Source organism: Streptomyces sp. VRA16 Mangrove soil (genome assembly GCF_017377775.1).
Classification (GTDB): Bacteria; Actinomycetota; Actinomycetes; order Streptomycetales; family Streptomycetaceae; genus Streptomyces.
Map to the genome: position 1 here is coordinate 275,842 of NZ_JAFVLN010000001.1, position 25,459 is coordinate 301,300.

Sequence of the window (25,459 nt, forward strand, 5' to 3'; positions counted from 1 at the left end):
CCCTCAGGCACCGGAGGTGTCGGTGACGTCAGTCGTCGCTGTTGAAGATGGTCAGCACGCGCAGCACCTCCAGATAGATCCACACCAGCGTCATGGTGATCCCGAAAGCGGCGAGCCAGGCCTCCTCGCGCGGGGCGCCGTGGGCGACGGCGTCCTCCACCTGCCGGAAGTCCAGGGCGAGGAAGGCCGCGCCGAGCAGGACACCGACGATGCCGAAGGCGATGCCGAGCCCACCGCTCTGGAAGCCGAGGCCGTCACCCGCGCCGAAGAGGGCGAAGAGGGAGTCGGCGACCAGCAGGATCAGAAAGCCGGTCGCGGCGGCGGTGACGAACCCGGCGAACCGCCGGTCGACCCGGATCCAGCGCCTGCGGTACGCGATGAGCACACCGGCGGAGACGGCGAAGGTGCCGAGCACCGCCTGCACGACCACCCCGGGGGATATGTACGTCGAGACCGTGCTGGACAGCACGCCCAGGAACACGCCCTCGAACGCCGCGTAACCGAGGATCAGGGCCGGGGACGGCGTCCGCCTGAACGACTGGGCCATCGAAAGCGCGAAGGCGACGAACGCCGCGCCCAGTGCGAGGCCGTAGGACATGTCGAGGTGGGCCGCGTCGACCGGAAGCAGGAGCCAGGACAGCACGGCCGCCAGGGCCACGGTGCCCAGCGTCGTCCCGGTGCGGACGACCACGTCGTCCATGGTCACGGCATCCGGGGAAGTGGTGGTGGCCGCGGCGGGGTCGGCGCCGGGGGCGTAGGGGTTGGCCAGGTGGTCGTCGAGCCGTGCGCCGCCGAGCGACGCTCCCACCGGCTGCTTCGCGAAGCTGACGGCCCGGCCGGTGTCACGGGCCGCACCCCAGCGGGAAAGGATCGGGTTGCTGCTCTTCACGTCGTTCCTCCTGGTCCGCCGCGTCGGTGCGGCCTGGGGCGAAGCGTCGACATCGAGTGCCCTGGTGGCATACGTGTGGACGGGATACGCATCGGGTCGACGAGGGCGACCCCGTTTGCGTGTCACCACCCTAACAGGTGACGATCGGCTGGGGTGGTGATCCGCGCGATGTCGAGGACGGAAGCCCTCCACCTCGCACGATGCGCTCCTCGACCACACCTCCCGGGACGTCCCGCTGCCGCACCTTGCTTTAATGACCGTTCCAGAACGGGTACGCCAGGGGGCGGGTGTGGACACTGCGGGATTCGGTGGACTGCTGCGGGAGGCGCGGCAGCGCGCTCTGCTGACGCTGGAGAGTCTCGCGGCGGCGTCCGGGGTGAGTGCCCGTGCCATCAGCGACATGGAGCGGGGGCAGAGCCTCCCGCGGCAGGCGACGCTGAGCGAGCTGCTGGACGCCCTGGAACTGGACGAGGGCGAGCGGCGCCGCCTCGCCGAGGCGGCCACACGGCGCAGGCGGCAGAACTCCGGGCGGGTGCCCCGGCAACTGCCGCCCGATCTGGCGGTGTTCCGGGGCCGGACGGCGGCGCTGGCCGCGGCCCACGAGCTCACCGCGCAGGTCACCGAGCCGGGCGGACACGTCGTCGTCGCCGCCGTCGGCGGGATGGCGGGGGTGGGCAAGACGACCCTGGCCGTGCACTGGGCGCACCAGGTGGCGGACCGGTTCCCGGACGGGCAGCTGTATGTGAACCTGCGTGGCTTCGAGGACGCGGGGCACCCCATGGACCCGGCCGAGGCCCTGAGCGGGTTCCTCACCGCGCTCGGGGTGGCCGACGCCGACCTGCCGCGCGCCACCGAGGACCGCAGCGCCCTGTTCCGGGAGCTGGCGGCGTCCCGGCGGCTGATCATCGTGCTGGACAACGCGCGCGACGAGGAGCAGGTGCGGCCGCTGCTGCCGGCCTCGACGCGCTGCCTGACGGTCGTCACCTCGCGCAGCCAACTCGTCGGCCTGGTCGCCATGGAAGGGGCACGGCCGGTCGCTCTCGACGTGTGGACGCGCAAGGAGGCGCTGTCCGCGCTGGCCGCGCGGATCGGTGAGGAACGTGTCCGGGCGGAACCCGAGGCGGCCGTGGCGCTGGTGGAACTCTGCGGCCACCTGGCCCTTGCGGTCGCGATCGTCGCGGCCCAACTGAGCGCGACACCGGGGCTTTCGCTGCGGACGGCCGTACGCGAGTTGCGCGGGACCGGGCCGCTCCTGGACGCGCTGTCGGCCGACGCCCGGCGCGGCGACGTCCGCGTCGTGTTCTCGTGGTCGTACCGGGCCCTGCCGCCGGACACGGCCGCCTTCTTCCGGCATCTGGCGCTGCACCCGGGACCGTCGGCCTCGGCGGAGGCGGCCGCCTCGCTCGCTGGGGTGAGTGTGCGCGAGGCCCGGCGGCATCTGCGACAGCTGACCGCGGCGAACCTGCTGGCGCGGGACGCGGAGGGCCGCCATGTGCTGCACGACCTCGTGCGCGCCTATGGCGTCGAACTCGCCGAACGGGAGAAGGACGACGGCCTCGGCGCCCGGGTGCGACTGTTCGACTACCTCTGCCACAACGCCTACACGGCCAACCGCCTCCTCGGGGAAGCCGTGAATCGGGAGGTCGTGTCCCCGGGGCAGGCAGTGGTGCGTGTCGCGCTCGACACGCGCGAGGAGGTACTGGACTGGTTCCGCCAGGAGCAGGGGACGGCCGCTTCGGCGCTGCACTCCATGGGCGACGAGCCACGACTGCTGCGCATCGGTATGACGCTCAGCAGGGAATGGGTGAGCTACTACTCGGTCCGGGGGCGCTGGAACGAGGAGATCCAGACCGCGCGCATCGGCCTGGACGCCGCACTGCGGCTCGACGAGCCGGCTGTCATCGTGTTCAACGCCGCGGATCTGGCCCGTCCGTTGGCGCAGAAGGGCGAGCTCGACGAGGCCGACCGGCACGTCGAGCTGATGCTCGCTCAGCTGCACCGGCTCGGCCCGTCGGAGCGGGCGTTCACCGAGCGGAACGTCGGCTGGGTGCGCGGACGGCAGAAGCGCTACGACGAGGCCCTGCACCATGCAGGCCGGGCGCTGGAGATGTACCGCGCGCTCGGCGAGGAGCGGGCCATGGCCCGCGAGATGAACGCGGTGGGCTGGTATCTGGCCCTGCTCGGCCGGTACGAGGAGACGATCACTCTGTGCACGGAGGCGATCCCTCTGCTCCAGCGGGACGCCAACCCCCGGATCGAGGCCGCCGCCTGGGACACCATGGGCTACGCCCGGCAGCGCCTCGGCGACCTCGACGGCGCGGCCTCGAACTACCGGGAGTCGCTGCGGGTCTATGCCGAGGCCTTCGACAACCACAACCAGGCCGAGGTCCTCGACCACCTCGCGACCGCACAGCGGGAACAGGGCGATGACACGGCGGCGCGCGCGAGCTGGCTACGGGCCGCCGATCTGCTGAGCGAGATCGACGACCCGCGCGCAGCCCACATGCGGGCCAAGGCGGAAGCTCTGGACACCTCAGGGGAATCTCCCGAATCGCGCTGACGCCGGCCGTGGTCGCGAGCCGCGCCCGCCGTGTCGTGCGGAACGCGGAGGCTGACACCCGAGCCATCAAGTAACCGTCTTGACCGGTGACGTAATTGCGTGTCACTCTTACGTCACCAGTCAGAGCAGTTATGCATCAGGTGGGGAAACCATGGCAGTCGTCCGCTTTCAGCTCCGGTCCCGGCTCGACCCCAAGGGTGTGCTGGAGGTGCTGACCGATTTCAGCCCCGCGCGCGCCGAGGTCTGGCCCACCATCGACGCCGACCACTTCGAGGTCCACGACCTCGGCGACACCTGGGCCGAGGTCACCGAGGGCACCGCCGCGGCCTGGGAGCGGGCGCGCTACGAGTGGCAGCCGACCGGCGACAAGGTCACCATCAGCACGCTGGACTCCAAGCTCTTCGGCGCCGGCGGCGGCTGGGTCTTCACGATGACCCCGGAGGACACCGGCACCCGGGTCGACGTCGAACTGACCCGGCAGCCCGGCACGTTCAAGGGCAAGATGCTCGCCGCACTCCTCCCGCTCGTCGCTCCCGCGTCCCTGCGCAAGTCGTTCGCCGGGCCCCTGCAGGCGCAGTGAGCGGGACGGAACACCGGACCCGGACCGGGAAGAGCACCGACACCCCCCGGCCGACCTCCCGAACCGACATCACGACACAAAGAACTGAGGAAACGTCATGAGCAAGACCTGGTTGATCACCGGCTCCTCCCGCGGCCTGGGCCGCGCCCTCACCGAGGCCGTCCTGGAGGCCGGCCACGACGTGGTCGCCACCGCCCGTCGTACCGAGTCCCTGAACGATCTCGCCGAGAAGTACGGCGACCACATCCGGCCGGTCACCCTGGACGTGACCGACGCCGAGGCCGCGCGGCGTGCCGTGCGGGCGGCCGTGGACACCTTCGGTCGCCTGGACGTCATCGTGAACAACGCGGGCTACGCCGACATGGCCGCCATCGAGGACATGTCCGACCAGGCCTTCCGGGACCAGATCGAGGCCAACCTCTTCGGCGTCGTCAACGTCACCAAGGCCGCCCTGCCCGTCCTGCGGGAACAGGGCTCCGGCCACATCATGCAGATCTCCTCCGTCGGCGGGCGCGTCGGCGTCCCGGGTCTTGGCGCCTACCAGGCGGCCAAGTGGGCCGTCGGTGGCTTCTCCGAGGTCCTGGCCCAGGAAGTGGCCCCGCTCGGCATCAAGGTCACCGTCGTCGAGCCGGGTGGCATGCGCACCGAGTGGGCCGGCTCCTCCATGGACACCCCGCCGGTCAGCGCACCTTATGAGGCCGTCGTCGGGGGAGCCGTCGGAATGATTCGCGGCGCGCACGGTCAGCAGCCCGGCGACCCCGCCCGCATCGCCCAGGTCCTGCTCGACATCGCGGAGACCGACCGGCCGCCGCTGCGCCTTCTTGTGGGCAAGGACGCCGTGGCCGCCGCCGGGAGCATGGCCGAACGGCTTGCCGCCCAGGACGCCGAATGGCGTGCCGTCAGCGAATCCGTATGACGGTGCGCAGGGCCTACGGCTGACCGCGGGGCATCTCCGCCGGTCAGCGGCGATGCGGACGGCCGGCCTGCGCGGAACCGGGTTCGACGGTCAGCCGCGGGAGGCCGCCCGGCCGTCGTCCGACGCAGCGGACGAGGGCACCGCCGCGCCGGGCACGCAGTCATTCGACGGATGTGTGCGCCACGACTTCCTGGCGAGACTGTGCATACCCCGCGACCGATGAAAGGTCACACGTATGCACACCTTCGCCGAATATGTCATCGCCTCGCTCAAGGGCTCCGGCGTGCGCCGTCTGTACGGCCTGCCCGGAGACTCGCTCAACGGTCTGACGGACGCCATCCGCAGGGACGACGACGTCGACTGGGTCCATGTGCGGCACGAGGAGAGCGCCGCCCTCGCCGCGGCGGCCGAAGCCGGCCTGACCGGAGAGCTCGCCGTCTGTGTCGGCAGCTGCGGTCCCGGCAACCTGCACCTGATCAACGGGCTCTTCGACGCCCAGCGCAGCCGCGTGCCCGTGCTCGCCATCGCCGCCCAGATCCCGGGCAGCGAGATCGGCTCCGGCTACTTCCAGGAGACCCGCCCGCAGGAGCTGTTCGCCGACTGCAGCGTCTACGCGGAGGTCGTCACCAGCCCCGAGCACGGACCCCGCATCCTGCGGACGGCGATGCGGGCGGCCGTCGAGCGCAGGGGAGCGGCGGTCGTCGTGGTCCCCGGTGAGATCTTCCTCGGCAAGATCCCCCGTGACCCGGCCCCCGCGGTGGTGCGCCCGACGCACAGCGTCCTCCGCCCGCACGACGAGGCCCTGCGCGAGGCCGCCGCGCTGCTGAACGAAGCGAAGCGCGTGACGATCCTGGCCGGCGCCGGCGCGGCCGGGGCCCACGACGACCTGGTCCGGCTCGCCGAGACCCTCAAGGCGCCCGTCGTGCACGCCCTGCGCGGCAAGGAGTACGTCGAGTACGACAACCCGTACGACGTCGGCATGACCGGCCTGCTGGGCTTCGCCTCCGGCTACAAGGCGATCGAGGAGGCCGACACCCTGCTGATGCTGGGCACCGACTTCCCCTACCGGCAGTTCTATCCGCGGGGCGCGAAGGTCGTCCAGCTCGACCTCCGCGGCGAGCAGATCGGCCGCCGCACCCACGTCGACCTGCCGCTGGTCGGCAGCGTCCGTGACACCCTGCCCGCGCTGCTGCCGCTGCTGACGGTCAAGAGCGGGCGAGGACACCTCGACGACGCCCTCGCGCACTACGCCCGTACCCGTAAGTCACTGGACTCGCTCGCCGTCAACGACCACGAACGCACCCCGATCCACCCTCAGTTCGTGGCGAGCACGATCGACCGGCTCGCCGCCGACGACGCCGTCTTCACCGTGGACGTCGGCTCCCCGGTGGTGTGGGCGGCCCGCTATCTGACGTTCAACGGGCGGCGGCGACTGCTCGGTTCGTTCAACCACGGCACCATGGCGAACGCCCTGCCGCACGCCGTGGGCGCCCAGGCGGCGCACCCGGGCCGTCAGGTGGTCTCGCTGTCCGGTGACGGTGGTCTCACCATGCTGCTCGGCGAACTGTTCACCCTGCGACAGAACCGGCTGCCCGCCAAGATCGTCGTCTTCAACAACGGCTCCCTGAACTTCGTCGAGCTGGAGATGAAGGCGGCCGGCATCGTCAACTACGCGACGGAGCTGGACAATCCGCAGCTCGCCGAGGTTGCAGCCGCGGTCGGCCTGTGGTCGCGCCGGGTCGAGCGGCCCGGTGACCTGGAGGACGCGCTGAAGGGCGCCTTCACCCACGACGGACCGGCGCTCGTCGAGGTCATGACGGCACGTCAGGAACTGTCCGTGCCGCCCGCGGTCACCGTCGAACAGGCCAAGGGATTCACGCTCTACGCGATCCGCACCATCCTGTCCGGTCGCGGCGAGGAACTGCTCGACCTGGTCACCACCAACGTGTCCCGCCGCATCCTGCACTGACCGGCACACCCCTTTCCCCCCGTACCCCGCTGTCGCCAGGTACTGACCGGCACACCCCTTCCCCCGTACCCCGCTGTCACCAGGTAAGGAATCACACCTCATGACCACCACCCCAAGCGCAGGTGTGCGCACGCACGCCCACCCTGACGGAGGGGCCGCCGACGCACCGATGACACACGCGCAGATCATGCGCGCCCTGTCGGGCCTGCTGCTCGGCCTGTTCTGCGCGATCCTCTCCTCGACCGTCGTCACCAACGCGCTGCCCCGGATCATCAGCGACCTCGGCGGCGGCCAGAGCGCCTACACCTGGGTCGTCACCTCCTCCCTGCTGGCGGTCACCGCGTCAACTCCGCTGTGGGGCAAGCTCGCCGACCAGTTCAGCAAGAAGATCCTGGTCCAGTCGTCGCTGGTCATCTACGTCATCGGATCGCTGGTGGCCGGTCTCGCGCAGAACCCCGCCACGCTGATCGGCGCCCGCGTCATCCAGGGTCTGGGCGGCGGCGGTCTGTCCGCTCTCGCGCAGGTCGTGCTGGCCGCGATGATCTCCCCGCGGGAGCGCGGCCGTTACTCCGGATACCTCGGCGCCACCTTCGCCGTCGCCACGGTCGGCGGCCCGCTGCTCGGCGGCGTCATCACCGACACGTCGTGGCTCGGCTGGCGCTGGTGCCTGTTCGTCGGCATCCCGTTCGCGATCGTCGCGCTGATCGTGCTCCAGCGAACCCTCGACCTGCCCGTGGCCAAGCGCCGGGTGAAGGTCGACTGGGCCGGCGCCTTCTTCGTCACCGCCGCCGTCTGCACCCTGCTGATCTGGGTCACCTTCGCCGATGCCACGTACGACTGGCTGTCCTGGCAGACGTACACACTGGTCGGCGCGGCGATCGTGCTGACGCTGATCTTCCTGTTCGTCGAGACGAAGGCCAGCGAGCCGATCATCCCGCTGCGGCTGTTCCGCAACCCCACCATCACCCTCGCCTCGCTCGCCTCGCTGTTCGTCGGCATCGCGCTGTTCGCGGGCACCGTCTTCTTCAGCCAGTACTTCCAACTGGCGCGCGGCGACTCCCCGACCAGGTCGGGCATCATGACGATCCCGTTCATCGCGGGCCTGTTCGTCTCCTCCACGGTCTCCGGCCGGATCATCACCCGGACCGGCAAGTGGAAGGGATGGCTGCTGTCGGGCGGCGTCCTGCTGACGGCCGGCCTGGCCCTGCTCGGCACGCTCCGCTACGACACCTCGTACTTGTACATCGCCTTCTGTATGGCGCTGATGGGTCTCGGCGTCGGCATGACCCTGCAGAACCTCGTGCTGTGCACGCAGAACCAGGTGTCCGCCGGTGACCTCGGCGCCGCGTCCTCCACGGTGACGTTCTTCCGCTCGCTCGGCGGCGCGGTGGGCGTCTCGGTGCTCGGCTCGGTCCTCACCACCCGGATCGGCCACTACGCCCGCGAGACCATCACCCGACTCGGCCCGCAGGACCGGGCGGCGGCCGCGCAGGCCTCCGGCGGCGGCCGAATCCCCGACCTCGCCGCGCTGCCCGGGGCCGTCCGTACCTGGCTGGAGGGCTCCTACGGGCACGCCATCGGTGACATCTTCATGTACGTCGCCCCGGTCGCCCTGCTCGGCTTCCTCGTCACGCTGTTCATCAAGGAAGTCCCGCTGCGCGCCACCAGCGGTCTGGCGCAGGCCGCGGAGGAGAAGCCGGACCGTACGTCCTGAGGGGCTGACGGCCTGAGGGCCTGAGGTCCTGACGTCCTGACGGACACACAAACCGTAGGGCTCCCCCTATGGTCCGCCCACCTGGCCGCCCGGCATGCTGGGAGCATGTGCATCAACATCGTCGTCGTCGACGACGACCCCGGGTTCCGCCGCATCGCCACGACGCTGCTGACGGCACGGGGCCTGCGTGTCGTGGCGGAATCCCGGGACGGTGCCTCGGCCCTGGCCGCGGTGCGGGCCCACCGCCCCGACGGGCTGCTGCTCGATCTCCACCTGCCGGACACGGACGGACTGACCGTGGCCCGGCAGGTCACCGAGGAGGACGCCCCGCCGCGGATCGTGCTGACCTCGACCGACCAGTCGTTCTGGTCGCGCGAGGAACTCCAGAAAGCGGGCATCGAGTCCTTCGTCGCCAAGGACAGACTGTTCGACGCGGATCTGCTCGGCCTGTTCAGCCCGGATGTGCCCTGAACCCTGATGACGTTCCGTCAGATACGGGCCGTCACTGCTGCCCGAGATAGCGCAGCACGGCCAGTACCCGCCGGTGCTGGCCCGTGGCGGTCTGGCTGAGCCCCAGCTTCAGGAAGATGCCGGTCACATGGCGTTCCACGGCGGCGACGCTCACGAACTGCTGCTCGGAGATGCCCTTGTTGGAGTGGCCCTCGGCCATCAGCGCCAGAACCTCCCGCTCCTTGGGCGTCAGCGCTGCCAGCGGGTCCTCGGGACGCTTGCGGCCGAGCAGCGCCGCTATCACGTCCGGGTCGAGGGCCGAGTCACGGGCCACGACCCGCTCGACGGCGTCGATGAGGATCTGCGGACTGGCGACCTTCTCCTTCAGGAGATAACCGACCCCGCTCGGATCGTCCCCGACCAGGTCGAGCGCGTACGACGCGTCGAGGTACTGGGAGAGGACGATGACGGCGGTCCCGGGACGCGTCGCACGGATCTTCTGCCCCGCGCGCAGCCCGTCGTCCTCCAGGCCCGGCGGCATCCGGATGTCGGTGATGACCACATCGGGCCGGTGCTCGTCGGTGGCGTCGATCAGATCCATCGCGTTGTCGACCGCCGCGACGACGTCGATGCCGGATTTGCGCAGGATGGTAGCGATTCCTTCGCGCACGATCGGCTGGTCCTCGCCGAGCACCGCCCGCAGTGGTTGGCTCATGGGCGGCATCCTAACGTGAGCCTTCCGCGCAAACATATGACGGGACGTGTGATCCGGAGCGCCCCGCGCGCCGGCTCACCCGCACCGGCCGTCGTGCAGATGCTGGAAGGGCGGATTCCTCTTGCGGGAGGACCGGCGATGTCGACGGCGGGCCTTGCGGCGACCGGATCGACCCACGTCGAACGCCCCGCTGGCGGCCGCGGGGTGGGGTAGACCCCACAGTCGCGCGGGGTATCCCCCAGGAACGGCGAGGGAGGGCACGACAGACCCCGATGTGCCCGGAACACCAGACTTGGCAGCAAGACACGGAACAACGATCTGTCGTGGGGGCAGCGCCGGACGTGTCGCGCTGCACCTCACACATGTGGCTGAAGAACGGAAACAGAACCATGGCTGAGTGGGACATCCCCCGGGACGAGATGCGTGTGTCCGCGCGCCCCGCCGGCGAGCGGACGGTCGCCGGCCCCGGCGGTGCCTTCACCCGTACGACGATGCTGGCCGGTTCTCTGGTGTCGGCCGTCGTGGGATGCCTGATGATCGTCACGCCCGTGCGGACGGTGGACGTGGCCGGAATGCTCCTCGGAGTGCACATGGCCGTGCAGGGTGTGCTGCAACTGCTGGCGGTGCACGACTCACGAGCGTCCGCGACGGTCCGCAGACTGCTGGCCGCCGGGGGCCTCGCCCTGCTGGTGCTGGGTGTCGCCCTCTTCCACGGCCGGGCGGACACGCTGTCCCTGCTCGGCGTGTGGACCGGCTGCGGTTGGCTGCTGCGGGGATTCACCATGGCCGTCTCCGTCACGGCGTCCTCGGTCAGCCATGTCTTCGTCTACGACGACCTGTTGAACGCGGTGATCGTCTCGGCCGGTCTGTTCATGACGGCCTTTCCGTTCGCGTCCCTGGGGCAGCTGGCCGATGTCGGTGGCTCCGTGCTCGCGGCCACCGCGGTGGTGGAGGCGTTCGCCGCCGCTCGGCGAAACCCTGGAGCCCTCCGGGCCATCGACTGACGTGATCCCGCCGTGGGATCGCAGGAGCACCACCCACCCCGTTCCGAGGCCGGTCGACCGGCCGATCCTGAGGAGTCCTTGATGAAGAAGTGCTGTCTCTCGCTGCAGGTCACGCACTGGGTGTTCGCGGACGTCGCCCTGACGCGGACGTGTGAAGTGTCCTACGACAGCACCGATCCGCTCGTCGTCACCATGGTCTTCGACGTCGCGAGCGAGCGGTCGGTGAGCTGGGTCGTCTCCCGTGATCTGCTGGCCGGAGGGCTGGTCGACCAGGTCGGCGAGGGCGACATACGGCTCTGGCCGGTCCACGATCACGAGGGCGGCCTCACCTCGGTCTGCGTCCGGCTGGGGAGCGTCCACACCGCACTGATCGAGCTGGACGCCGAGCCGTTCATGACCTGGCTGGCCAGGACCTACGACATGGTGCCGCGCGGGACGGAACTGGACGGCGTCGACTGGGACGAGCTGGTGCAGCCCGTCGAGTGAGGGACCCCGTCGAGGCGGAACCGGTTGCGCATGAACAACCGGCGCAAGGGCAACCAGCGCAAGACATGGAGAGGAAGGACCACCGTGCGAGAAGACCCGCGTCCCCTGTTGAGCGACTGGCAGTGGCAGGAGCGTGCCGCCTGCCGCGGCATGAACAGCGCCACCTTCTTCTCCCCGACGGGGGAGCGCGGCCGGGCCCGCCGTGAACGGGAGGAAGGCGCCCGGCGCATCTGCGGACGCTGCGACGTCGCCGACGTCTGCGCGGCCACGGCCCTGGCCCGCGGGGAGACGTACGGCGTCTGGGGCGGCCTGTCGTACGACGAGCGCCGCGACCGGGCGCGGCCACGGGCGAGCGCGGCGGACGGCAGGGTGTGACGGCGACGGTCGACGCTCTCCGCGTCGCGGGCCGGAGGGCCGTCCGCACCTCGTGGGCGGTAGGGACTGCCGGTGCGTGAAGTGTCAGGCGGGCTCTGCCGGTTCGGCCGGGATCTGGATCAGCAGGGTGGTGCCGGCGCCGGGCGGTGAGTCGATGGCCAGCTTGCCGTCGAAGGCCGCCACCCGGTCCGCGAGCCCGGTCATCCCGCTGCCCGCGGAGGCCCTGCCCACGCCACCGACACCGTCGTCCGCGACCTCGATCCGCAGCATGTCCCCGAAGGACAGGGAGACGTCGATGCGGGACGCCCGGGCGTGCTTGACCGCGTTGGTCACGGCCTCGGCCACGACGAAGTACGCGTTCGACTCGACGGTGGAGGAGATCCGCCGCTCGTCCGTGGCCGTGACGACGACCGGCACGGGACAGCGGGCCGCCAGCTCCTGCACGGCCGCCACCAGGCCCTTCACCGTCAGCACGAGCGGGTAGATCCCCGACGCCAGTTCCCGCAGTTCGTTGATCGCCGTCTGCGCGTTCTCCGCGGACTGGTCCAGAAGATCGATCGCGGCCGTCTCCGTGCCGGGTATCAGCTCCCGGGCCAGCCGGAGCCCGATCATCAGGCTCACCAGCCGCTGCTGCGCCCCGTCGTGCAGGTCCCGCGCCGTACGCCGGTGCACCGCTTCGGTGCTCTCCATGATGCGCCGGCGAGTGTCCTGCAGCGACGCCGCCATGGTGTTGAAGGAGGTGCCGAGCGCCCCGATCTCCGCCACCCTGCTCGGTGCGACCCGCACCCCCAGGTCACCGCCCGCGAGCTCCTGCGCCGCGGTCGCCGCCCCGCGCACCGGCCGTACCACGGCGCGGTGTTGGAGCACCGTGAACACGGCCACGAGCGCGGTCGACGCCGCGAGCCCCAGCGCCGCGGCGAGAACGGCCTGGTGGCTGTTGGTCCCGGCGGCGTCCGTCCGCTCCGCGAGCTGCGCGCGCTCGTCCTCCATGTACGCGTGGAAGTCGGCCCGCAGGGCGTCGACCCGCCGCTTGCCGTCCGTGGCCTGCGCCAGACCGGACGCGGCAGGATCGCCCCGGCGGACCATCGCGATCAGGGGGACCGAGTAATCGTCCAGGAACGCCGCGACACCCCGCGCGATCTTCCGGGCGGTACGGCGCTGTTGTGCGGAGGTGGCGCTGTCGGTGAACCGCCGCGACTCGGCCGCGAGAGCCCCCCGCGCCTCATGCCACGGCTCCAGGAACTCCTCGCGCTCGGTGATGACGAAGCCCCGCTGACCGGTCTCCAGATCGAGGAGCAACTGCTCCATGGTCCCCGCTTCGACCAGAGCCGTCCGGGACGCCCGCCTGGCCGAAGTGGAACTGTTCGCGTCGGAGATCGCCCAGAGCAGGATGGCGAAAGCGACACCTATGAGCAGGGCGAGCAGGCCGCTCGCCGCGATCGTGAGGCTCGTCAGCCCCAGTCGCCTACCGCTGTACCCCTGTCGTGCGCGCATGCTCCGCCTGCCGATGGATGGGAACGAGACAGGTAAGAGTGTGCAATGTGTCCACCGCCGAGCAGAAGGGGCAGCCGAGAATATCCGGGCGAGTTTGTACGTCAGACATGTTCCTACGGCGCAGGGCGCGGGGACGGACGGGCCCTGCGAGGGTTCACCGAGATCGCGAGCAGCGGATCCCACCCCACGCGAAGCCCGCGGCGCAGTCCAGGTGTTCCGCGACGTGTGCGACGGGTCCGGGTGCGAGGTGTCGACGGCCGGACAGGGTGATGGAGTGACCAAATACTTATGTTCACGAGCCTGTCCGACGGCGATTGTGCGGCTAGCCTCGACGCAGTCGACGAAAACGTTCCGAGGACGAACATGCAGCTGCACCTGAAGTATCTGCTGGAGCCGGACAGTGCGTCCCGGCTCGCGGCTGACGTCGTCGCGACCGCTTCCGACATCAGTGGCGCCGACCTGGACTACAGCCCGGGCAGCATCGGGCTGCTGGAGGAGATCGTCGACGATTTCCGCAGCGACGGAGCCACCGGCGGCGAAATGGCCGAATCGCTCGTCGCCTTCGGCTGCTACGTCGGCGAGATCCTGATCCGTCACGTGGGCGGGGCCTGGCGGCACTGCCCGGCCGAGACGCAGACCGTCCCGCTCGCCGTGGAGCTGCTCGACGGGCGCCGGTGCCGGCCGGTGGACTGGGTCTTCGACCGCCTTGAGCACGGATCCGCCGTCAGCATCCGTTCCCTGTACGACGCCGCCGACCGCGGGACACCTGGAGCGGCGCGGACGACCGCTGTACCTGAATGTTAAAGTTCCCTCGCATCTCGACACCGGACACACGACCGCCGCATGCACCACATCGAGGCGGAACATGTGTGGGTCGGGGCTTGGTGCGGGTGTGACCGGGTGAGCGTGCCCGGTGCCCGTCAGCGCAGTGCCGGGCCCGGTGGGGGAGGACGAGATGGGTGCACACCTGCGGTCCGACGACGGCGGTCTGATCGGTCGTGAGCAGGAACGCGCGCAGGTCACCGCGCTGCTCGCGGACTTGTCCGACGGAGTGCGGGTGCTGCACATCGGTGCGGGCCCGGGCATGGGGAAGACCGCTGTACTGCGGTTCGCCGCACAAGAGGCCGCACGGCGGGACATCCCCGTCCTCTCGACGTCCTGGACCCCGGCCGAGCGCGGCCTGCGGCATGCGGCGCTGCACATCCTGCTGCACCCGCTCCTGCCGCTCGCCGACGATCTCCCGCCCCGGCAGCGTGCGACGCTCGACGCCGCCTTCGGTGCGGGCCACGCCGAACCCGATCCGCAGGACCTGGCGCGGGCCGCCCTGCGCCTGTTGGAGACCTCCGCCGGGCCGACCCTGGTCTGCGTCGACGACCTCGACCGCCTCGACGACGCGAGCCGCGACACCATCCGCGCGATGGCCCACCTGCGCGGGACGGCCGGGGTGGGCATCGTCGTCGCCGAGCGCACCGCCGCCGCGCCGTGGCTGCCGCCGGACGCGCGGACCGTCGTGCTGCGGCCGCTGCCCGCCCCGGCGGCCCGTGAGATCGTCCGGCGCAGCGGCCGGGCGACGTCGCCCACGGAGGAGGAACTGATTCTCGCCGTGGCCCGGGGGAACCCGCTCGCCCTCACGGAACTGTCGCTGAGCGGCAAGGGGCTGGGGGAGGCGGCGGGCCTCGGCATGCTGCCGGCGACATCCCGCCTGGCCGAGGCGTACGCCGAGGACCTCGATGCCCTGTCCGAATCCGCCACCAGGGTGCTGCTCACCGCGGCGCTGAGCATCTCCCCGGTCGCCGGGGAGATCCTGGCCGCGAGCACACACCTGGCGGGCAGCGCGCAGGACGCCCGCGAAGGTCTGGACGAGGCCGTCGCCCAGGGCCTCGCCACCGAGGAGGGCCGCCACGTACGGTTCCCCGAACCCCTGGTCCGTGCGGCGATCCTGCACCGGGAACCGGCCGCACGCCGCATGACCGTCCATGCGGCACTCCGGCAGAGCGTCACGGACCCCGCACAGGCCGCCTGGCACGCGGCCCAGTACGCGGCAGGCGCCGACGAGGACCTCGCCAGGCACCTGGAGTCACTGGCCGACGGCCCCTGGCCCGGCACCGACCTGCTGGTCGCCCTGGCGGCACTCGAATGCGCAGCCCGCGTCTCCCCGGACCCGGAGCGCCGGGCGGCCAGGCTGCTGCGCGCCGCCGAACTGGCCTGCCACCACGGCCTGGGCGAGCAGGCCCGCCGGCACGCACGCGGCATCGACCCCGCGGAGCTCGGCGACCTCGGCCGCGCGATGCTCCTGTGGCTGCACGACCTCGTACCGGGAAACTCTCCGGTGGGCCGCGAGCGCATCGACCAACTCTGTTCAGCGGCGCGGGCCGTCGCCACCGGACATCCCGCCCTCGCGGAGAAGCTGCTGCACGCCGCCGCGGGCCGGTGCTGGTGGCAGCAGGCCGACGCCGCCGCACGCCAGGTCGTCGTACGCACCCTCAAGGACCTGCGATCCGCACCCTGGAGCGCGCGGGAACTCGCCACGCAGGCGCTGACCGACCCCCTCTCCATCAGCCACGTCCCCCTGGAGCCGCAGGATCCGCCGGCCCCCGACGAGCGGCTCTTCCTCGGCCAGGCCGCCCATCTGACCGGCGACTTCGAGCGGGCCGCGCACTTTCTCCAGGACGCCGAGACGGCCGCGCGCGCCGACGGCCGCCAAGGACGGCTGCCGTCCATCCTCTCGGCCAGAGCCCTGGGCGAGATCTGGCTGGGCGCCGAGTGGCGCACCGCGCACGCCATGGCGACGGAGGCCCACGCGATCGGCGCCGGCCTCGCACACGACAACTACGCGGCCAGAGCGGTCGGTGCGCAGGGCATCATCGAGGCGCTCCAGGGCCGGCACGACAAGGCGCTGGAACGCGCCGCGGCGATCGAGGAGGCGTCCCGGCACCTCGGCCAGGGCCAGCACCTGAACCTCGCCACCCTCATCCGGCTGCTGACCGCCTCCGGCACGGGACGGTACGCCGAGGCCTACACGCAGCTGCGCTCGTCGTTCACCGAACTGCTCACCCCCTACTCGTTCCAGCAGTTCTGGGGCCTGCCCTTCCTCGTCGAAGCCGCCCTGCCCGCGGGCGAGACGGACGACGCGAGGGCCGTCGTCGAGCACATCGCGCGCAGTACCCGCAGCGGGCGGGCACCCCTGCTCCGCGGCATCCTGGCGTACGCCGGCGCCGTGCTCGCCCCGGACGATGAGGCGGAGACCCGCTACCGCGACGCGCTCGACGGTGACGCCGGACGCTGGCCGCTGCTGAACGCGATGACGCACCTGGGCCACGGGGCCTGGTTGCGGCGCCGACGCCGGGTTGTCGAGTCCCGCGCACCGCTCGCCGCGGCCGAGGCGCTCTTCCGGGCCCTGGGGGCCACGTCCCGTGCGGAGCTGGCCGCCTCGGAGTTGAGGGCGGCCGGCGGGACGGACGCCGAACCCGCGCAGGACACCGCGGCCCGCGTGCTCTCGCCCCAGCAGCTCACCATCGCCCGTCTCGCCGCCCGGGGTCTGACGAACCGGGCCATCGGGGAACAGCTCCACCTGTCGGCCCGCACGGTGGCCTCACACCTGTACCAGATCTTCCCCAAGCTCGACGTCACCTCACGGGCGCAGCTCGCCGCCCGGAAGGACTTGGAGTGAAGCGCGGACCCGGACAGGGTCAGACAGCGGACTCGTCCCTGAGCGCACCGGCCAGCTGCGTCCGCGACGTCACACCCAGGCGCGGGAAGATCCGGTACAGATAGGCGCCGATCGTGCGGGGCGACAGGCCGAGCTCGGCACCGATCTGACGGTTCGACAGGCCGCGCGCGGCGAACCGGGCGATCCGCAGTTCCTGCGAGCTGAGCAGATCGGCGGCCGTCGCCGGGCGCGGGACGCCCGGGGTGATGGCGTCGGCCCGCTCGCCGGAGGCCCGCAGTTCCTCGGTGATGCGTGCGACGCGGGCCTCGGCGCCCATCATCGTGAAGGTGGCGGCCGCCTGGCGCAGGGTAACGCGGGAGTCCGTGAACTCGTACCGGCGCCGGAGCCGCCGGCCCTGCGTGAGGCGCAGCGCCGCCCCCAGGAACGGGCGGTGGGACAGATCCGTGGCGAAAGCGCGTTCGACGCGGGCCACCGCGTCCTCGTCGTCGGCCAGGACGGCCCGGGCCACGGCGAGTTCGACCGCCACCAGCGGGGCGCACTCCGGCCCCAGCTCCTCTTCGAGAAGCCGGAGCCGGGCGCGAGCCGAAGCGGCCGCGTGCACGGCACCGGCCGCCTCCGCGAACGGCACCAGGGCGAACAGGACCGGGGTGCAGCGCTCGGGCGCGGCGAGCAGACGCGCGAGCGTGGCGTACCCGGCGGTCACGTCACCGCTCTCCACCTGTGCCCAGCCGGTGCCGACGGCGACGATCTCGCCGATCGCGGGCATCGACGGGCGCGCGTCGTCGAGGTCGCGCGGATCGGCCGGCGGCGGCACCGTACCGGTCCGCAGCCCACGTGTGAGCTGTTCGAGCAGGTGTGCCGCCGCCGTCTCGCCGCGCAGAGCGCGTTCCGTGGCCTGCTCGGCGCACCGCCGGAACGCCGCTTCCGCCTGCCCCCAGTCACCGGTGACCAGCTGGGCCAGTCCCTGCCAGAGCAGCGTCGCGGGCAGCCGGTCGTACAGCTCGTGGAGGAGACAGCGGCGCTCCGCCTGCCGGTGCAGCTCCAGTGCGTGCAGCGGCGCACCGGCCCGCAGCGCCGCCTCTCCCAGGCGTTCGAGATCGCGTACGCCAACGTTGTCATCGCGGCCCGCGACGGACAGCCTGGAGATCAGGGTCGCGGCCCTGCGGACCGGCGCCGCCGTGGCCATGGCGTGCAGCAGCCGCGGATCGTGCGCCACGTCCGCCGGCAGGGCGTCGAGATACGCGACCAGCGCCTCGGCGCGTTCCGGGTCACCGGTGACGTCGGGGGCCGTCAACTGCGCCAGTTCCAGGGCGCATTCCACCTCGAAGGCGCCGGCCGGCACGGGCCACGCCGCAGGGTCCGCCGCGACCTCGGTGACCGGACCACGCCGCGTCAGGGTCTGCGCGTACAGGCGGCCGAGCGGCCCCAGCGGGTGTTCCAGGGCTTGGTGCGCGAGCGACCGGGCCGGCCGTTCCCAGCCGGTGTCCTGGGCGAGTTGCGCGCCCCGCAGGACGCAGCGCCCCCGGTCCTGCGGCCGGTCGTACAGTGCGGCCGCGCGCCGCAACAGGCGCAGGGCGATGACTGGTTCGTTCTGCCGCAGGGCGAAGCGGTGGATGTCTTCGAGGCGTCCGGCGAGATCCGGGTCCGTCCCCTCGACCGACTGGGACAGGTGCCACAGCTGCCGCGGAGAGTCCTGCTTGAGCTCGGCGGCGAGCGCCGCGTGCGCGGCCCGGCAGCGGCTCGGGTCCGTGCCGTGGACCACCGCGCCGGCCATCGCGGGGTGGCTGAAGGCCATCCGCATGCCGTCGAAGTCGACGATGCCCTGGCGTTCGGCGGGTTCCACGGCCGCGAAGTCCGGCGTGCCGCCCCTGATCCGGGACGCCGCCGAGAGCAGCAGGGGGATGTCCGCCGTCGGGTGGAGCGCCGCCACCAGCAGCAGATCCCGGGTCGCGGCGGGCAACTGCTGCACGCCGGGCGCCATGGCGGACGTCAGACGGTCCGACGAGGCGGGCAGGTAGGGGAGGGGATCGTCGGTGTCGGTGGGCAGTTCCAGGAGCGCGAGGGGGTTGCCGGCCGCGGTCGCCAGCAGCTCGTGCACGGCTCGCGGGTCACCGCCCGGACGCCGTGCCGCCAGCAGCGCGGCGGACTCGGCCCGCGTCAGAGGGCGCAGCGACACCTCCGGGAGCCCGGTCAGGGACGCCGTGCGCGCAGGGTGCGTACGGGAGGTCAGCAGAACGCCGATCCGGTGACCGGCGGTCCGGCGGGCGACGAACGCGAGCACGTCGGCGCTGGGCGCATCCAGCGCGTCCCAGTCGTCGACGGCGATCAGCAGGGGGCATTGCGCGCCGGCCGCCTCCAGCACCCTGAGGACGGTGTACGGCAGCCGCGCCCGGTCCACGCGGGCGGGGGCGCCGTCCATCAGAAGCGTCTCCAGGGCCTGGCGGTCCCTGCTGGCCAGCGGAAGTCGTGCGCCGCCCAGCAGGGGCCACAGGATCTGCAGCAGCCCGGACAGGTCGAGCGGGGTGCCGATCCGGCTGCCCGAGCAGCGCAGCACGCGCAGGCCGGCTGCCGTCGCCGACTCGACGGCCGCTTCCAGCAGTTCGGACTTGCCCGATCCCGCGACCCCGCGCACGGCACGTGTCGCGCCGTGCGCCGTCGCGTCCCGCACGAACGTCCGCAGATCCCGGAGCTCGGACTCGCGTCCGACGAGCCGACCGCCCGCCGTGGCCCCGCTGGATGCGGGGACCGACGGCCAGGACGTGTGCGTGTCCTTCTCCGCAGCCCTCACGGCGGCGAAGAAGGAGGCCTCGATCTGCGTGTTCATGAGTGCCCCCTGTTCCGGGACATCGATCCTTCATGCCCCACCCGTATCCCACCGGAAGCGGGGCGGCGGTAACAGGCAGTTCGCATGCAGCTTGCCGGCAGGGGCCCGTGCCGGGGCGTGGAGACCCCCGTCGGAACGGCCGCCGCCGGGCCGTGACACGTAGGGAGGGAAGGTTCTTTCCCGGGCAGAAACCTGTCTCTTCTCACCTCGCTGATCTGGGGCGATCTTTGACATGTCGCCGAGACGGGCGGACACCCCGCCCCTTTGGAACCTCATCCTCATCAAGGAGCCTCCCATGGTCCAGACCAAGGTCACCTTCGACAGCGCCGGCCTCCGGATCGCCGCACACCTCTACACCCCCGACACCCCCGGCGTGGGCCCGCACCCGGCTCTCGTCGTCGGCCACCCCGGCACGAGTGTGAAGGAACAGACCTCCGGCATCTACGCGCGCCGGATGGCGGAGCGCGGATTCGTCACGCTCGCCTTCGACGCCGCGTACCAGGGGGAGTCCGGCGGTCTGCCGCGCGGTCTCGAGGACCCCGCGCAGCGGGTGGAGGACTTCAAGGCGGCCGTCTCCTACCTCACCACCCGCGCCGAGGTCGACAGCGACCGCATCGGCCTGCTCGGCATCTGCGCCTCGGGCGGCTACTCCCTGGCGGCGGCCGGCGGCGATCACCGGGTGAAGGCGGTGGCCACGGTCAGCGGCGTCGACGTCGCCCGCCAGTTCCGGCTGGGCGCCGACGGCACGCAGGACCCGTCCGTCTTCCAGGCCCTCCTGGACGCGGCGGCCGCGGCACGCACCGCGGCCGCCCGGGGCGAGGACCCCGGTGTCATGACGATGTTCCCCGAGACCGCGGAGCAGGCCGGGGCCCTGGGCGGCGAACACGGCGTGGAGGGCTTCGAGTACTACTGCACCCCGCGCGGCGAGCACGAGCGCTCGGCGAAGTTCCTGGCCTGGCAGAGCGTCGACAAGCTGGCGTTCTTCGACGCGTTCCACGCCGTTCCGCTGATCGGCCCGCGCCCCCTGCTGCAGATCGTCGGCAGCCGCGCCGTGACGTCCTGGATGGCCGTGGACGTGCACCAGCGCGCCACCGGCCCGAAGGAGCTCCACTGGATCGAGGGCGCCAGCCACGTCGACCTCTACGACCGCAAGGAGCACATCGACCCGGCCGTCGACAAGCTCACCGACTTCTACCACCGCACCCTCGCGGAAGCGGTCTGACCACGAGCCTTGAGCGATCGACGCCCGCGGGCCCGTGAGCGGGCCCCCGTATGCTCCTGCGTATGAATGCTGTGCAACCTGTCCGCAAGCGTGACGGTGCCGCGACGCGCGAGGCGATCCTCGCCGCGGCGGCGGTGGAGTTCACCCGGCACGGCTACGCACGGGCCGGGGTCCGGCAGATCGCCGAGCGCGCCGGCGTGACGGCGATGATGATCAACCGCTACTTCGGGTCGAAGGAACGCCTGTTCGCCCAGGTGGTGGACCGGGTCTTCGCCCCGCCGACGGTGGTCGGCGACGAGAGCCGGGGACTGGCCGGCGCGATCGCGCACTCGCTCGCCGAGCGCACCGCGTCCGGAGCCGAGGACCTCGACCCGTTCCTGCTGCTGCTCCGTTCGGCGCAGGATCCCGAGGCGACGGACGCTCTTCGGCGCGGCATCGAAACACATGTGGGTACCCGGCTGGCGGGACTGCTGGAGGGACCCGAGACAGAGCTGCGGGCCCAGCTCGGCCTTGCGCTGGTGGCCGGGACGTGGCTGCTGCGCACCGTCGTGGGCACCACCGCCCTCGCCGAGGCCGACAGCGACACTCTCGCGGATCTTCTGACACGCATGCTCACACCCGTCACCGGGGAGACCGGAACCGGCATGTGAGGCGGTGGGGGCCCGGCCTGGTGCGGCCTTTTGCCCCCGTCGCGTTCAGAAGGCGGAGCGGATGAGCCCACCGTCGACGCGGATGGTGGCGCCGCTGATGTACTGCGCGTAGTCGCTGCACAGGTATGCCACCGCTCCGGCGATCTCGTGCGGCTCGCCGAAGCGCTCCTGGTCGTTGGGGATCAGGGCGTTGACGGCGTTGGGCCGGATCTCCTCCCACGTGTCACCCCATCCGCGGGCGGGGCCGATCGAGGTGACGAGTTCCTGGGTGGCCTCGACGAGGATCGCCCCGGGGGAGACCACGTTCGAGGTGACGCCGGTGCCCTTCAGCTCGCGGGCGAGGGACACGGCGAGGTTGTGCCGGGCGGCCAGGGTGGCGTTGTACTGCGGATGGGTGTTCATCGGCTGGGAGGCGAGTCCGCCGCCGATGGTGATGACGCGGCCCCAGCCGCGCTCGCGCATCGCGGGGACCAGGTGCTGGATCATCCGCACGCCGGAGACGACGTTGACGTTGTAGGTGTTACGCCACTCGTCGGGGCTCGCGTCCGTCCACGACAAGTGGCGGTAGAAGCCGGCGTTGTTGACCAGGATGTCGATGGGGCCGATCGCGAGGGCCGCCCGGGCCACCTCGGCGGCCGCCGCGTCCTCGGCCAGGTCACCCACCACCGTGGCGGCGCTCCCGCCCGCCTCGCGGATGTCCTGGGCGACCTTCTCCGTACGCTCCTTGTCCCGGCCGTGGACCACGACCTCGGCTCCCTCGTCGGCGAGCAGCTTCGCGGTGGCCTCGCCGAGTCCGAGACTGGACCCCGTGACGAGCGCGCGCTTTCCGGTCAGATTCAGGTTCATGTTCTCTGTCCCTTTCTGGGGTTTCCCGTGCCGCCGTGACGCCAGGTGACGGCCGGAAGAGTGTGCCTCTGCAGTTAAGTATACAGGTGTAGACGTGTGGTGGGTGATGGGCGGGCCGACGGCGGGTGATGGGCGGGCCGACTGCCAGCCAGGGACGTATACAAGTGCAGACGTCCCGGGTTCCGGTCAGTCGGTCAGCAGGTGCTCGCGGCCGAACAGGGCCGCAGCGGCGCGGGCGGTCGGCGTGCCCGAGTCGAGATCGGCCCCCGCCCCTCGAAGAGCGGCCACCACGTCGTCGGCCCCCTTGAACAGTGCGCCGGCGACGGGGGACTGGTCGCGCGCGTTGCGCAGATCGGGGTCGGCGCCGAGCCGGAGCAGGGCCCGTACCGTGTCGGCGTGGCCGTGGTAGGCGGCAAGCATCAGGAGCGTGTCGCCGCCCGCGTCGGCGGTGTCCACCGGGAGCCCGTGCCGGACGAACTCCACCAGCTGACCTGTGCTTCCCTCCCGGGCGAGATCCATGGCGATGGCCACGACGCGAGCCGTCTGCTCGGCGGTCAGCCTCGCACTGCTCATGTGTGTGTTCCTTCCTGGTCGAGCGGCCCGGTGCTGCTCCGGTACGTGGAGTCCTGCGGGGTGACGGCGGCATGCCGTGCCCGGCGTGGGCCGGGCCAATTGCTCCACGCCGGGTGGGCCGGGGCGGGTCCTCCGTCACGAGCGGCCGGGGGCCGCCCTCCGTCACGAGTGGCCGAGGACGCGCCCCGCCATGAGCGGCCGGGGCCCGCCTTCCGCCACGAGCGGCTGAGGGCTCGCCTTCCGCCACGAGCGGCTGAGGGCTCGCCCTCCGCCAAGACGCCGAAGACACGCGCCGCGATGGTCCAGGCCCGGGCCCGGACTGACTCAGAGGGTGCCGGCGGCCAGGGCCTCGATCGCCTTGCGCACGCCCTCGCCGTAACCAGGGTCGGCCTGCGTGCAGTTGGCGATGTGCCGCTCCACGGTCTGCCGGGACGCGCCGTCGATGGCCCGCGCCGTGTTCTCGAAGAGGGCCTGCTGCTGCTCCGGGGTCATCAGCCGGAACAGGTCGCCGGGCTGCTCGAAGTAGTTGTCGTCGTCCTCACGGAAGTCGAAACGGTCGGCGACGGCGCCCACGGCCTGCTCGGGCTCGCGATAGGCGGGCTGTTCCTGCCAGCGGCCGTAGGAATTGGGCTCGATGCCCGGGGTGGCGCCCTGGTTGCCGTCGACGCGCATGGCGCCGTCACGGTGGTAGGAGTTCACCGGGTTCCTCGGGGCGTTGACCGGGATCTGGTGGTGGTTCACACCGAGGCGGTAGCGCTGGGCGTCACCGTAGGAGAAGAGCCGGCCCTGCAGCATCTTGTCCGGGGAGTAGCTGATGCCCGGCACCACGTTGGCGGGGGTGAACGCGGCCTGCTCCACGTCCGCGAAGTAGTTGTCGGGGTTGCGGTTGAGCTCCCACTCGCCGACCTCGATCAGCGGGTAGTCCTTCTTCGACCAGACCTTGGTGAGGTCGAAGGGGTGGAAGCGGTAGTGGTCCGCGTCGGCCTCCGGCATGACCTGGATGCACAGCTTCCACTTCGGGAAGTCGCCGTTCTCGATCGAGTCGAAGAGGTCGCGCTGGTGCGATTCGCGGTCCTTGCCGATGAGGGCCTCGGCCTCGGCGTCCGTGAGGTTCTTGATGCCCTGCTGCGTCCGGTGGTGGAACTTGACCCAGAACCGCTCGCCCTCGGCGTTGATCAGGCTGTAGGTGTGCGAGCCGAAGCCGTGCATGTGCCGGTACGAGGCCGGGATGCCGCGCTCGGACATGACGATGGTGACCTGGTGCAGGGCCTCGGGCAGGTGGGTCCAGAAGTCCCAGTTGTTCTCTGCGTCGCGCAGGTTGGTGCGCGGGTCGCGCTTCACGGCGTGGTTGAGGTCGGGGAACTTCAGCGGGTCGCGGAAGAAGAACACCGGGGTGTTGTTGCCGACCAGGTCCCAGTTGCCCTCGTCCGTATAGAACTTGAGGGCGAAGCCGCGGATGTCCCGCTCCGCGTCGGCCGCGCCGCGCTCACCGGCGACGGTCGAGAACCGGGCGAACATCGAGGTCTGCTTGCCGACCTCGGAGAAGATCTTCGCGCTGGTGTACCGCGTGATGTCCTGCGTCACCGTGAAGGTGCCGAAGGCGCCCGAGCCCTTGGCGTGCATCCGGCGCTCGGGGATCACCTCGCGGTCGAAATGGGCGAGCTTCTCCAGGAACCAGACGTCCTGGAGCAGCATCGGGCCCCGCGGGCCGGAGGTCAGGGAGTTCTGGTTGCCGGGTACCGGCGCGCCGGCGACCGTGGTCAACGGCCGCTGATTGTTCTCGGGCACGACTCGCTCCTCGATGTGTGGTTCGTTGCGTCCGGGTTCGGTGGGGCATGAACTCTCCCGGACGGGTTCAGGTCCTTTCCGGCCGAGAGTTCCTCAGACGGCGACCGCACACATCCGTCGGATGACTGACACCGTCACTCAACCCGCGGTCCCCGGTCCGCGCTCACACATCGCACAGAAGCAGGAGCCAGGGTCACCGACTCCTGCTCCACCCGGCGGTGCTGGAGTACGAGTCGAGCAGGTCCACCACGAAGACCAGGGTCGAGCCCGCCGGAATCAACGGTGAGGGCGACTGGTGGCCGTAGCCGAGGCGCGGAGGAACGATGATCTCGCGCCGGCCGCCGACCCTCATCCCCCGCACGCCCCGGTCCCAGCCCTTGATGACCTTGCCGCCGCCCAGCGCGAACTTGTACGGCTCGCCCCGGTCCCAGGAGGCATCGAACTCCTTGCCGGACTTGAAGGTCACCCCGACGTAGTGGACCCGGACCACCATGCCGGGCTTCACCTCGGGCCCGTCCCCGACGATCAGGTCCCGCACGGTCAGCTCGGTAGGGGCGTCGCCCTCCGGAACGTGCACCTCGGGCTTCGCCAGCTCACTCATCGCCGCCTCATCGCTCTCCCTCATGGGCCCCTTGCACGGGCCACCACCAGACACAGGGACACCCTGCGCCACAGAGGTCCACGCTACCCAGGCCGCCGCTGTCACGTGTCTCGTCCCCGAGGGCCCGGCCCGC

At 71.4% G+C, this 25,459-nt stretch carries 21 protein-coding genes; 13 read left to right on the forward strand and 8 right to left on the reverse strand.

All coding sequences use genetic code 11. From position 1 onward, the window contains the following. Positions 1-28: 28 nt before the first annotated feature. Positions 29-889 (reverse strand): Bax inhibitor-1/YccA family protein, encoded by an 861-nt coding sequence (locus tag J3486_RS01150; protein WP_207818007.1) that lies wholly within the window; start codon positions 887-889, stop codon positions 29-31. Between the two features lie 289 nt (positions 890-1,178). On the opposite strand from J3486_RS01150, the gene J3486_RS01155 reads away from it, so the two are divergent. The 6 genes from J3486_RS01155 (at position 1,179) to J3486_RS01180 (ending at position 9,099) form a co-directional block, all read left to right on the forward strand. Then, on the forward strand, positions 1,179-3,449 hold the full coding sequence (locus J3486_RS01155; protein ID WP_207818008.1) for a helix-turn-helix domain-containing protein: 2,271 nt from the start codon (positions 1,179-1,181) through the stop codon (positions 3,447-3,449). Between the two features lie 151 nt (positions 3,450-3,600). After that, positions 3,601-4,029: a hypothetical protein gene (locus J3486_RS01160; protein ID WP_207818009.1), complete on the forward strand. Its 429-nt coding sequence runs from the start codon at positions 3,601-3,603 to the stop codon at positions 4,027-4,029. Positions 4,030-4,126: 97 nt separating this feature from the next. After that, positions 4,127-4,945: an oxidoreductase gene (locus tag J3486_RS01165; protein WP_207818010.1), complete on the forward strand. Its 819-nt coding sequence runs from the start codon at positions 4,127-4,129 to the stop codon at positions 4,943-4,945. Positions 4,946-5,180: 235 nt separating this feature from the next. Next, positions 5,181-6,914, forward strand: coding sequence for a ubiquinone-dependent pyruvate dehydrogenase (poxB, locus tag J3486_RS01170; protein ID WP_207818011.1), 1,734 nt, complete (start codon positions 5,181-5,183; stop codon positions 6,912-6,914). Positions 6,915-7,014: 100 nt separating this feature from the next. Further along, entirely contained in the window at positions 7,015-8,628 is a 1,614-nt protein-coding gene (locus tag J3486_RS01175) for an MDR family MFS transporter (RefSeq protein ID WP_307804647.1), read from the forward strand. Between the two features lie 105 nt (positions 8,629-8,733). Then, positions 8,734-9,099 carry a response regulator transcription factor gene (locus tag J3486_RS01180; RefSeq protein WP_207818012.1) on the forward strand — a complete coding sequence of 122 codons (366 nt, stop codon included), beginning with the start codon at positions 8,734-8,736 and terminating at the stop codon, positions 9,097-9,099. A gap of 31 nt (positions 9,100-9,130) precedes the next feature. Here J3486_RS01180 and J3486_RS01185 read toward each other — a convergent pair whose 3' ends face one another. Then, the gene (locus J3486_RS01185; protein WP_207818013.1) at positions 9,131-9,793 is read right to left on the reverse strand and encodes a response regulator transcription factor; all 663 of its coding nucleotides are present in this window, start codon (positions 9,791-9,793) and stop codon (positions 9,131-9,133) included. Positions 9,794-10,182: 389 nt separating this feature from the next. Here J3486_RS01185 and J3486_RS01190 point away from each other — a divergent pair, with 389 nt between their 5' ends. The 3 genes from J3486_RS01190 to J3486_RS01200 all read left to right on the forward strand — a co-directional run bounded on the left by J3486_RS01190 (position 10,183) and on the right by J3486_RS01200 (position 11,658). After that, the gene (locus J3486_RS01190) at positions 10,183-10,797 is read left to right on the forward strand and encodes a DUF308 domain-containing protein (protein WP_229377313.1); all 615 of its coding nucleotides are present in this window, start codon (positions 10,183-10,185) and stop codon (positions 10,795-10,797) included. 81 nt (positions 10,798-10,878) lie between these two features. Beyond that, entirely contained in the window at positions 10,879-11,283 is a 405-nt protein-coding gene (locus J3486_RS01195) for an SsgA family sporulation/cell division regulator (protein ID WP_207818014.1), read from the forward strand. A gap of 84 nt (positions 11,284-11,367) precedes the next feature. Next, positions 11,368-11,658, forward strand: a complete 291-nt coding sequence (locus tag J3486_RS01200) for a WhiB family transcriptional regulator (protein ID WP_307804648.1) — start codon at positions 11,368-11,370, stop codon at positions 11,656-11,658. 84 nt (positions 11,659-11,742) lie between these two features. Here the strand turns inward: J3486_RS01200 and J3486_RS01205 are convergent, their stop codons facing one another. Beyond that, a complete protein-coding gene (locus J3486_RS01205; RefSeq protein WP_207818016.1) occupies positions 11,743-13,152 on the reverse strand; it encodes a CHASE3 domain-containing protein in 1,410 nt (469 codons plus the stop codon). A gap of 363 nt (positions 13,153-13,515) precedes the next feature. Here J3486_RS01205 and J3486_RS01210 point away from each other — a divergent pair, with 363 nt between their 5' ends. Both J3486_RS01210 and J3486_RS01215 read left to right on the forward strand, forming a co-directional pair. Next, positions 13,516-13,956 carry a hypothetical protein gene (locus J3486_RS01210; RefSeq protein WP_207818017.1) on the forward strand — a complete coding sequence of 147 codons (441 nt, stop codon included), beginning with the start codon at positions 13,516-13,518 and terminating at the stop codon, positions 13,954-13,956. Between the two features lie 151 nt (positions 13,957-14,107). Beyond that, positions 14,108-16,822: a LuxR family transcriptional regulator gene (locus J3486_RS01215; RefSeq protein ID WP_207818018.1), complete on the forward strand. Its 2,715-nt coding sequence runs from the start codon at positions 14,108-14,110 to the stop codon at positions 16,820-16,822. A 19-nt stretch (positions 16,823-16,841) separates the two neighbouring features. On the opposite strand, the gene J3486_RS01220 is transcribed toward J3486_RS01215, so the two are convergent. Further along, positions 16,842-19,646, reverse strand: a complete 2,805-nt coding sequence (locus tag J3486_RS01220) for an AAA family ATPase (RefSeq protein WP_207818019.1) — start codon at positions 19,644-19,646, stop codon at positions 16,842-16,844. 295 nt (positions 19,647-19,941) lie between these two features. Here J3486_RS01220 and J3486_RS01225 point away from each other — a divergent pair, with 295 nt between their 5' ends. Together J3486_RS01225 and J3486_RS01230 are read left to right on the forward strand one after the other, a co-directional pair. Then, on the forward strand, positions 19,942-20,868 hold the full coding sequence (locus tag J3486_RS01225; RefSeq protein WP_207818020.1) for an alpha/beta hydrolase: 927 nt from the start codon (positions 19,942-19,944) through the stop codon (positions 20,866-20,868). 62 nt (positions 20,869-20,930) lie between these two features. After that, positions 20,931-21,518 (forward strand): TetR/AcrR family transcriptional regulator, encoded by a 588-nt coding sequence (locus J3486_RS01230; RefSeq protein WP_229377315.1) that lies wholly within the window; start codon positions 20,931-20,933, stop codon positions 21,516-21,518. 45 nt (positions 21,519-21,563) lie between these two features. Here the strand turns inward: J3486_RS01230 and J3486_RS01235 are convergent, their stop codons facing one another. The 4 genes from J3486_RS01235 to J3486_RS01250 all read right to left on the reverse strand — a co-directional run bounded on the left by J3486_RS01235 (position 21,564) and on the right by J3486_RS01250 (position 25,326). Continuing rightward, on the reverse strand, positions 21,564-22,364 hold the full coding sequence (locus tag J3486_RS01235) for an SDR family NAD(P)-dependent oxidoreductase (protein WP_207818022.1): 801 nt from the start codon (positions 22,362-22,364) through the stop codon (positions 21,564-21,566). Positions 22,365-22,550: 186 nt separating this feature from the next. Continuing rightward, complete coding sequence (locus J3486_RS01240) at positions 22,551-22,937, reverse strand: ankyrin repeat domain-containing protein (protein ID WP_207818023.1); 387 nt, start codon at positions 22,935-22,937, stop codon at positions 22,551-22,553. Positions 22,938-23,261: 324 nt separating this feature from the next. Continuing rightward, entirely contained in the window at positions 23,262-24,725 is a 1,464-nt protein-coding gene (locus J3486_RS01245) for a catalase (RefSeq protein ID WP_207818024.1), read from the reverse strand. Positions 24,726-24,918: 193 nt separating this feature from the next. Continuing rightward, positions 24,919-25,326 (reverse strand): FKBP-type peptidyl-prolyl cis-trans isomerase, encoded by a 408-nt coding sequence (locus tag J3486_RS01250; protein WP_307804703.1) that lies wholly within the window; start codon positions 25,324-25,326, stop codon positions 24,919-24,921. Positions 25,327-25,459 lie beyond the last annotated feature (133 nt).

Excerpts from the sequence above, each read along its gene's own strand:
- J3486_RS01220 (WP_207818019.1), bottom strand. The coding sequence starts at position 19,646 with ATGAACACGCAGATCGAGGCCTCCTTCTTCGCCGCCGTGAGGGCTGCG.
- J3486_RS01235 (WP_207818022.1), bottom strand. The coding sequence starts at position 22,364 with ATGAACCTGAATCTGACCGGAAAGCGCGCGCTCGTCACGGGGTCCAGT.
- J3486_RS01195 (WP_207818014.1), top strand. The coding sequence starts at position 10,879 with ATGAAGAAGTGCTGTCTCTCGCTGCAGGTCACGCACTGGGTGTTCGCG.
- J3486_RS01230 (WP_229377315.1), top strand. The coding sequence starts at position 20,931 with ATGAATGCTGTGCAACCTGTCCGCAAGCGTGACGGTGCCGCGACGCGC.
- poxB (WP_207818011.1), top strand. The coding sequence starts at position 5,181 with ATGCACACCTTCGCCGAATATGTCATCGCCTCGCTCAAGGGCTCCGGC.
- J3486_RS01190 (WP_229377313.1), top strand. The coding sequence starts at position 10,183 with ATGGCTGAGTGGGACATCCCCCGGGACGAGATGCGTGTGTCCGCGCGC.
- J3486_RS01180 (WP_207818012.1), top strand. The coding sequence starts at position 8,734 with ATGTGCATCAACATCGTCGTCGTCGACGACGACCCCGGGTTCCGCCGC.
- J3486_RS01250 (WP_307804703.1), bottom strand. The coding sequence starts at position 25,326 with ATGAGTGAGCTGGCGAAGCCCGAGGTGCACGTTCCGGAGGGCGACGCC.
- J3486_RS01240 (WP_207818023.1), bottom strand. The coding sequence starts at position 22,937 with ATGAGCAGTGCGAGGCTGACCGCCGAGCAGACGGCTCGCGTCGTGGCC.
- J3486_RS01225 (WP_207818020.1), top strand. The coding sequence starts at position 19,942 with ATGGTCCAGACCAAGGTCACCTTCGACAGCGCCGGCCTCCGGATCGCC.
- J3486_RS01160 (WP_207818009.1), top strand. The coding sequence starts at position 3,601 with ATGGCAGTCGTCCGCTTTCAGCTCCGGTCCCGGCTCGACCCCAAGGGT.
- J3486_RS01215 (WP_207818018.1), top strand. The coding sequence starts at position 14,108 with ATGGGTGCACACCTGCGGTCCGACGACGGCGGTCTGATCGGTCGTGAG.
- J3486_RS01165 (WP_207818010.1), top strand. The coding sequence starts at position 4,127 with ATGAGCAAGACCTGGTTGATCACCGGCTCCTCCCGCGGCCTGGGCCGC.
- J3486_RS01205 (WP_207818016.1), bottom strand. The coding sequence starts at position 13,152 with ATGCGCGCACGACAGGGGTACAGCGGTAGGCGACTGGGGCTGACGAGC.
- J3486_RS01185 (WP_207818013.1), bottom strand. The coding sequence starts at position 9,793 with ATGAGCCAACCACTGCGGGCGGTGCTCGGCGAGGACCAGCCGATCGTG.
- J3486_RS01210 (WP_207818017.1), top strand. The coding sequence starts at position 13,516 with ATGCAGCTGCACCTGAAGTATCTGCTGGAGCCGGACAGTGCGTCCCGG.
- J3486_RS01175 (WP_307804647.1), top strand. The coding sequence starts at position 7,015 with ATGACCACCACCCCAAGCGCAGGTGTGCGCACGCACGCCCACCCTGAC.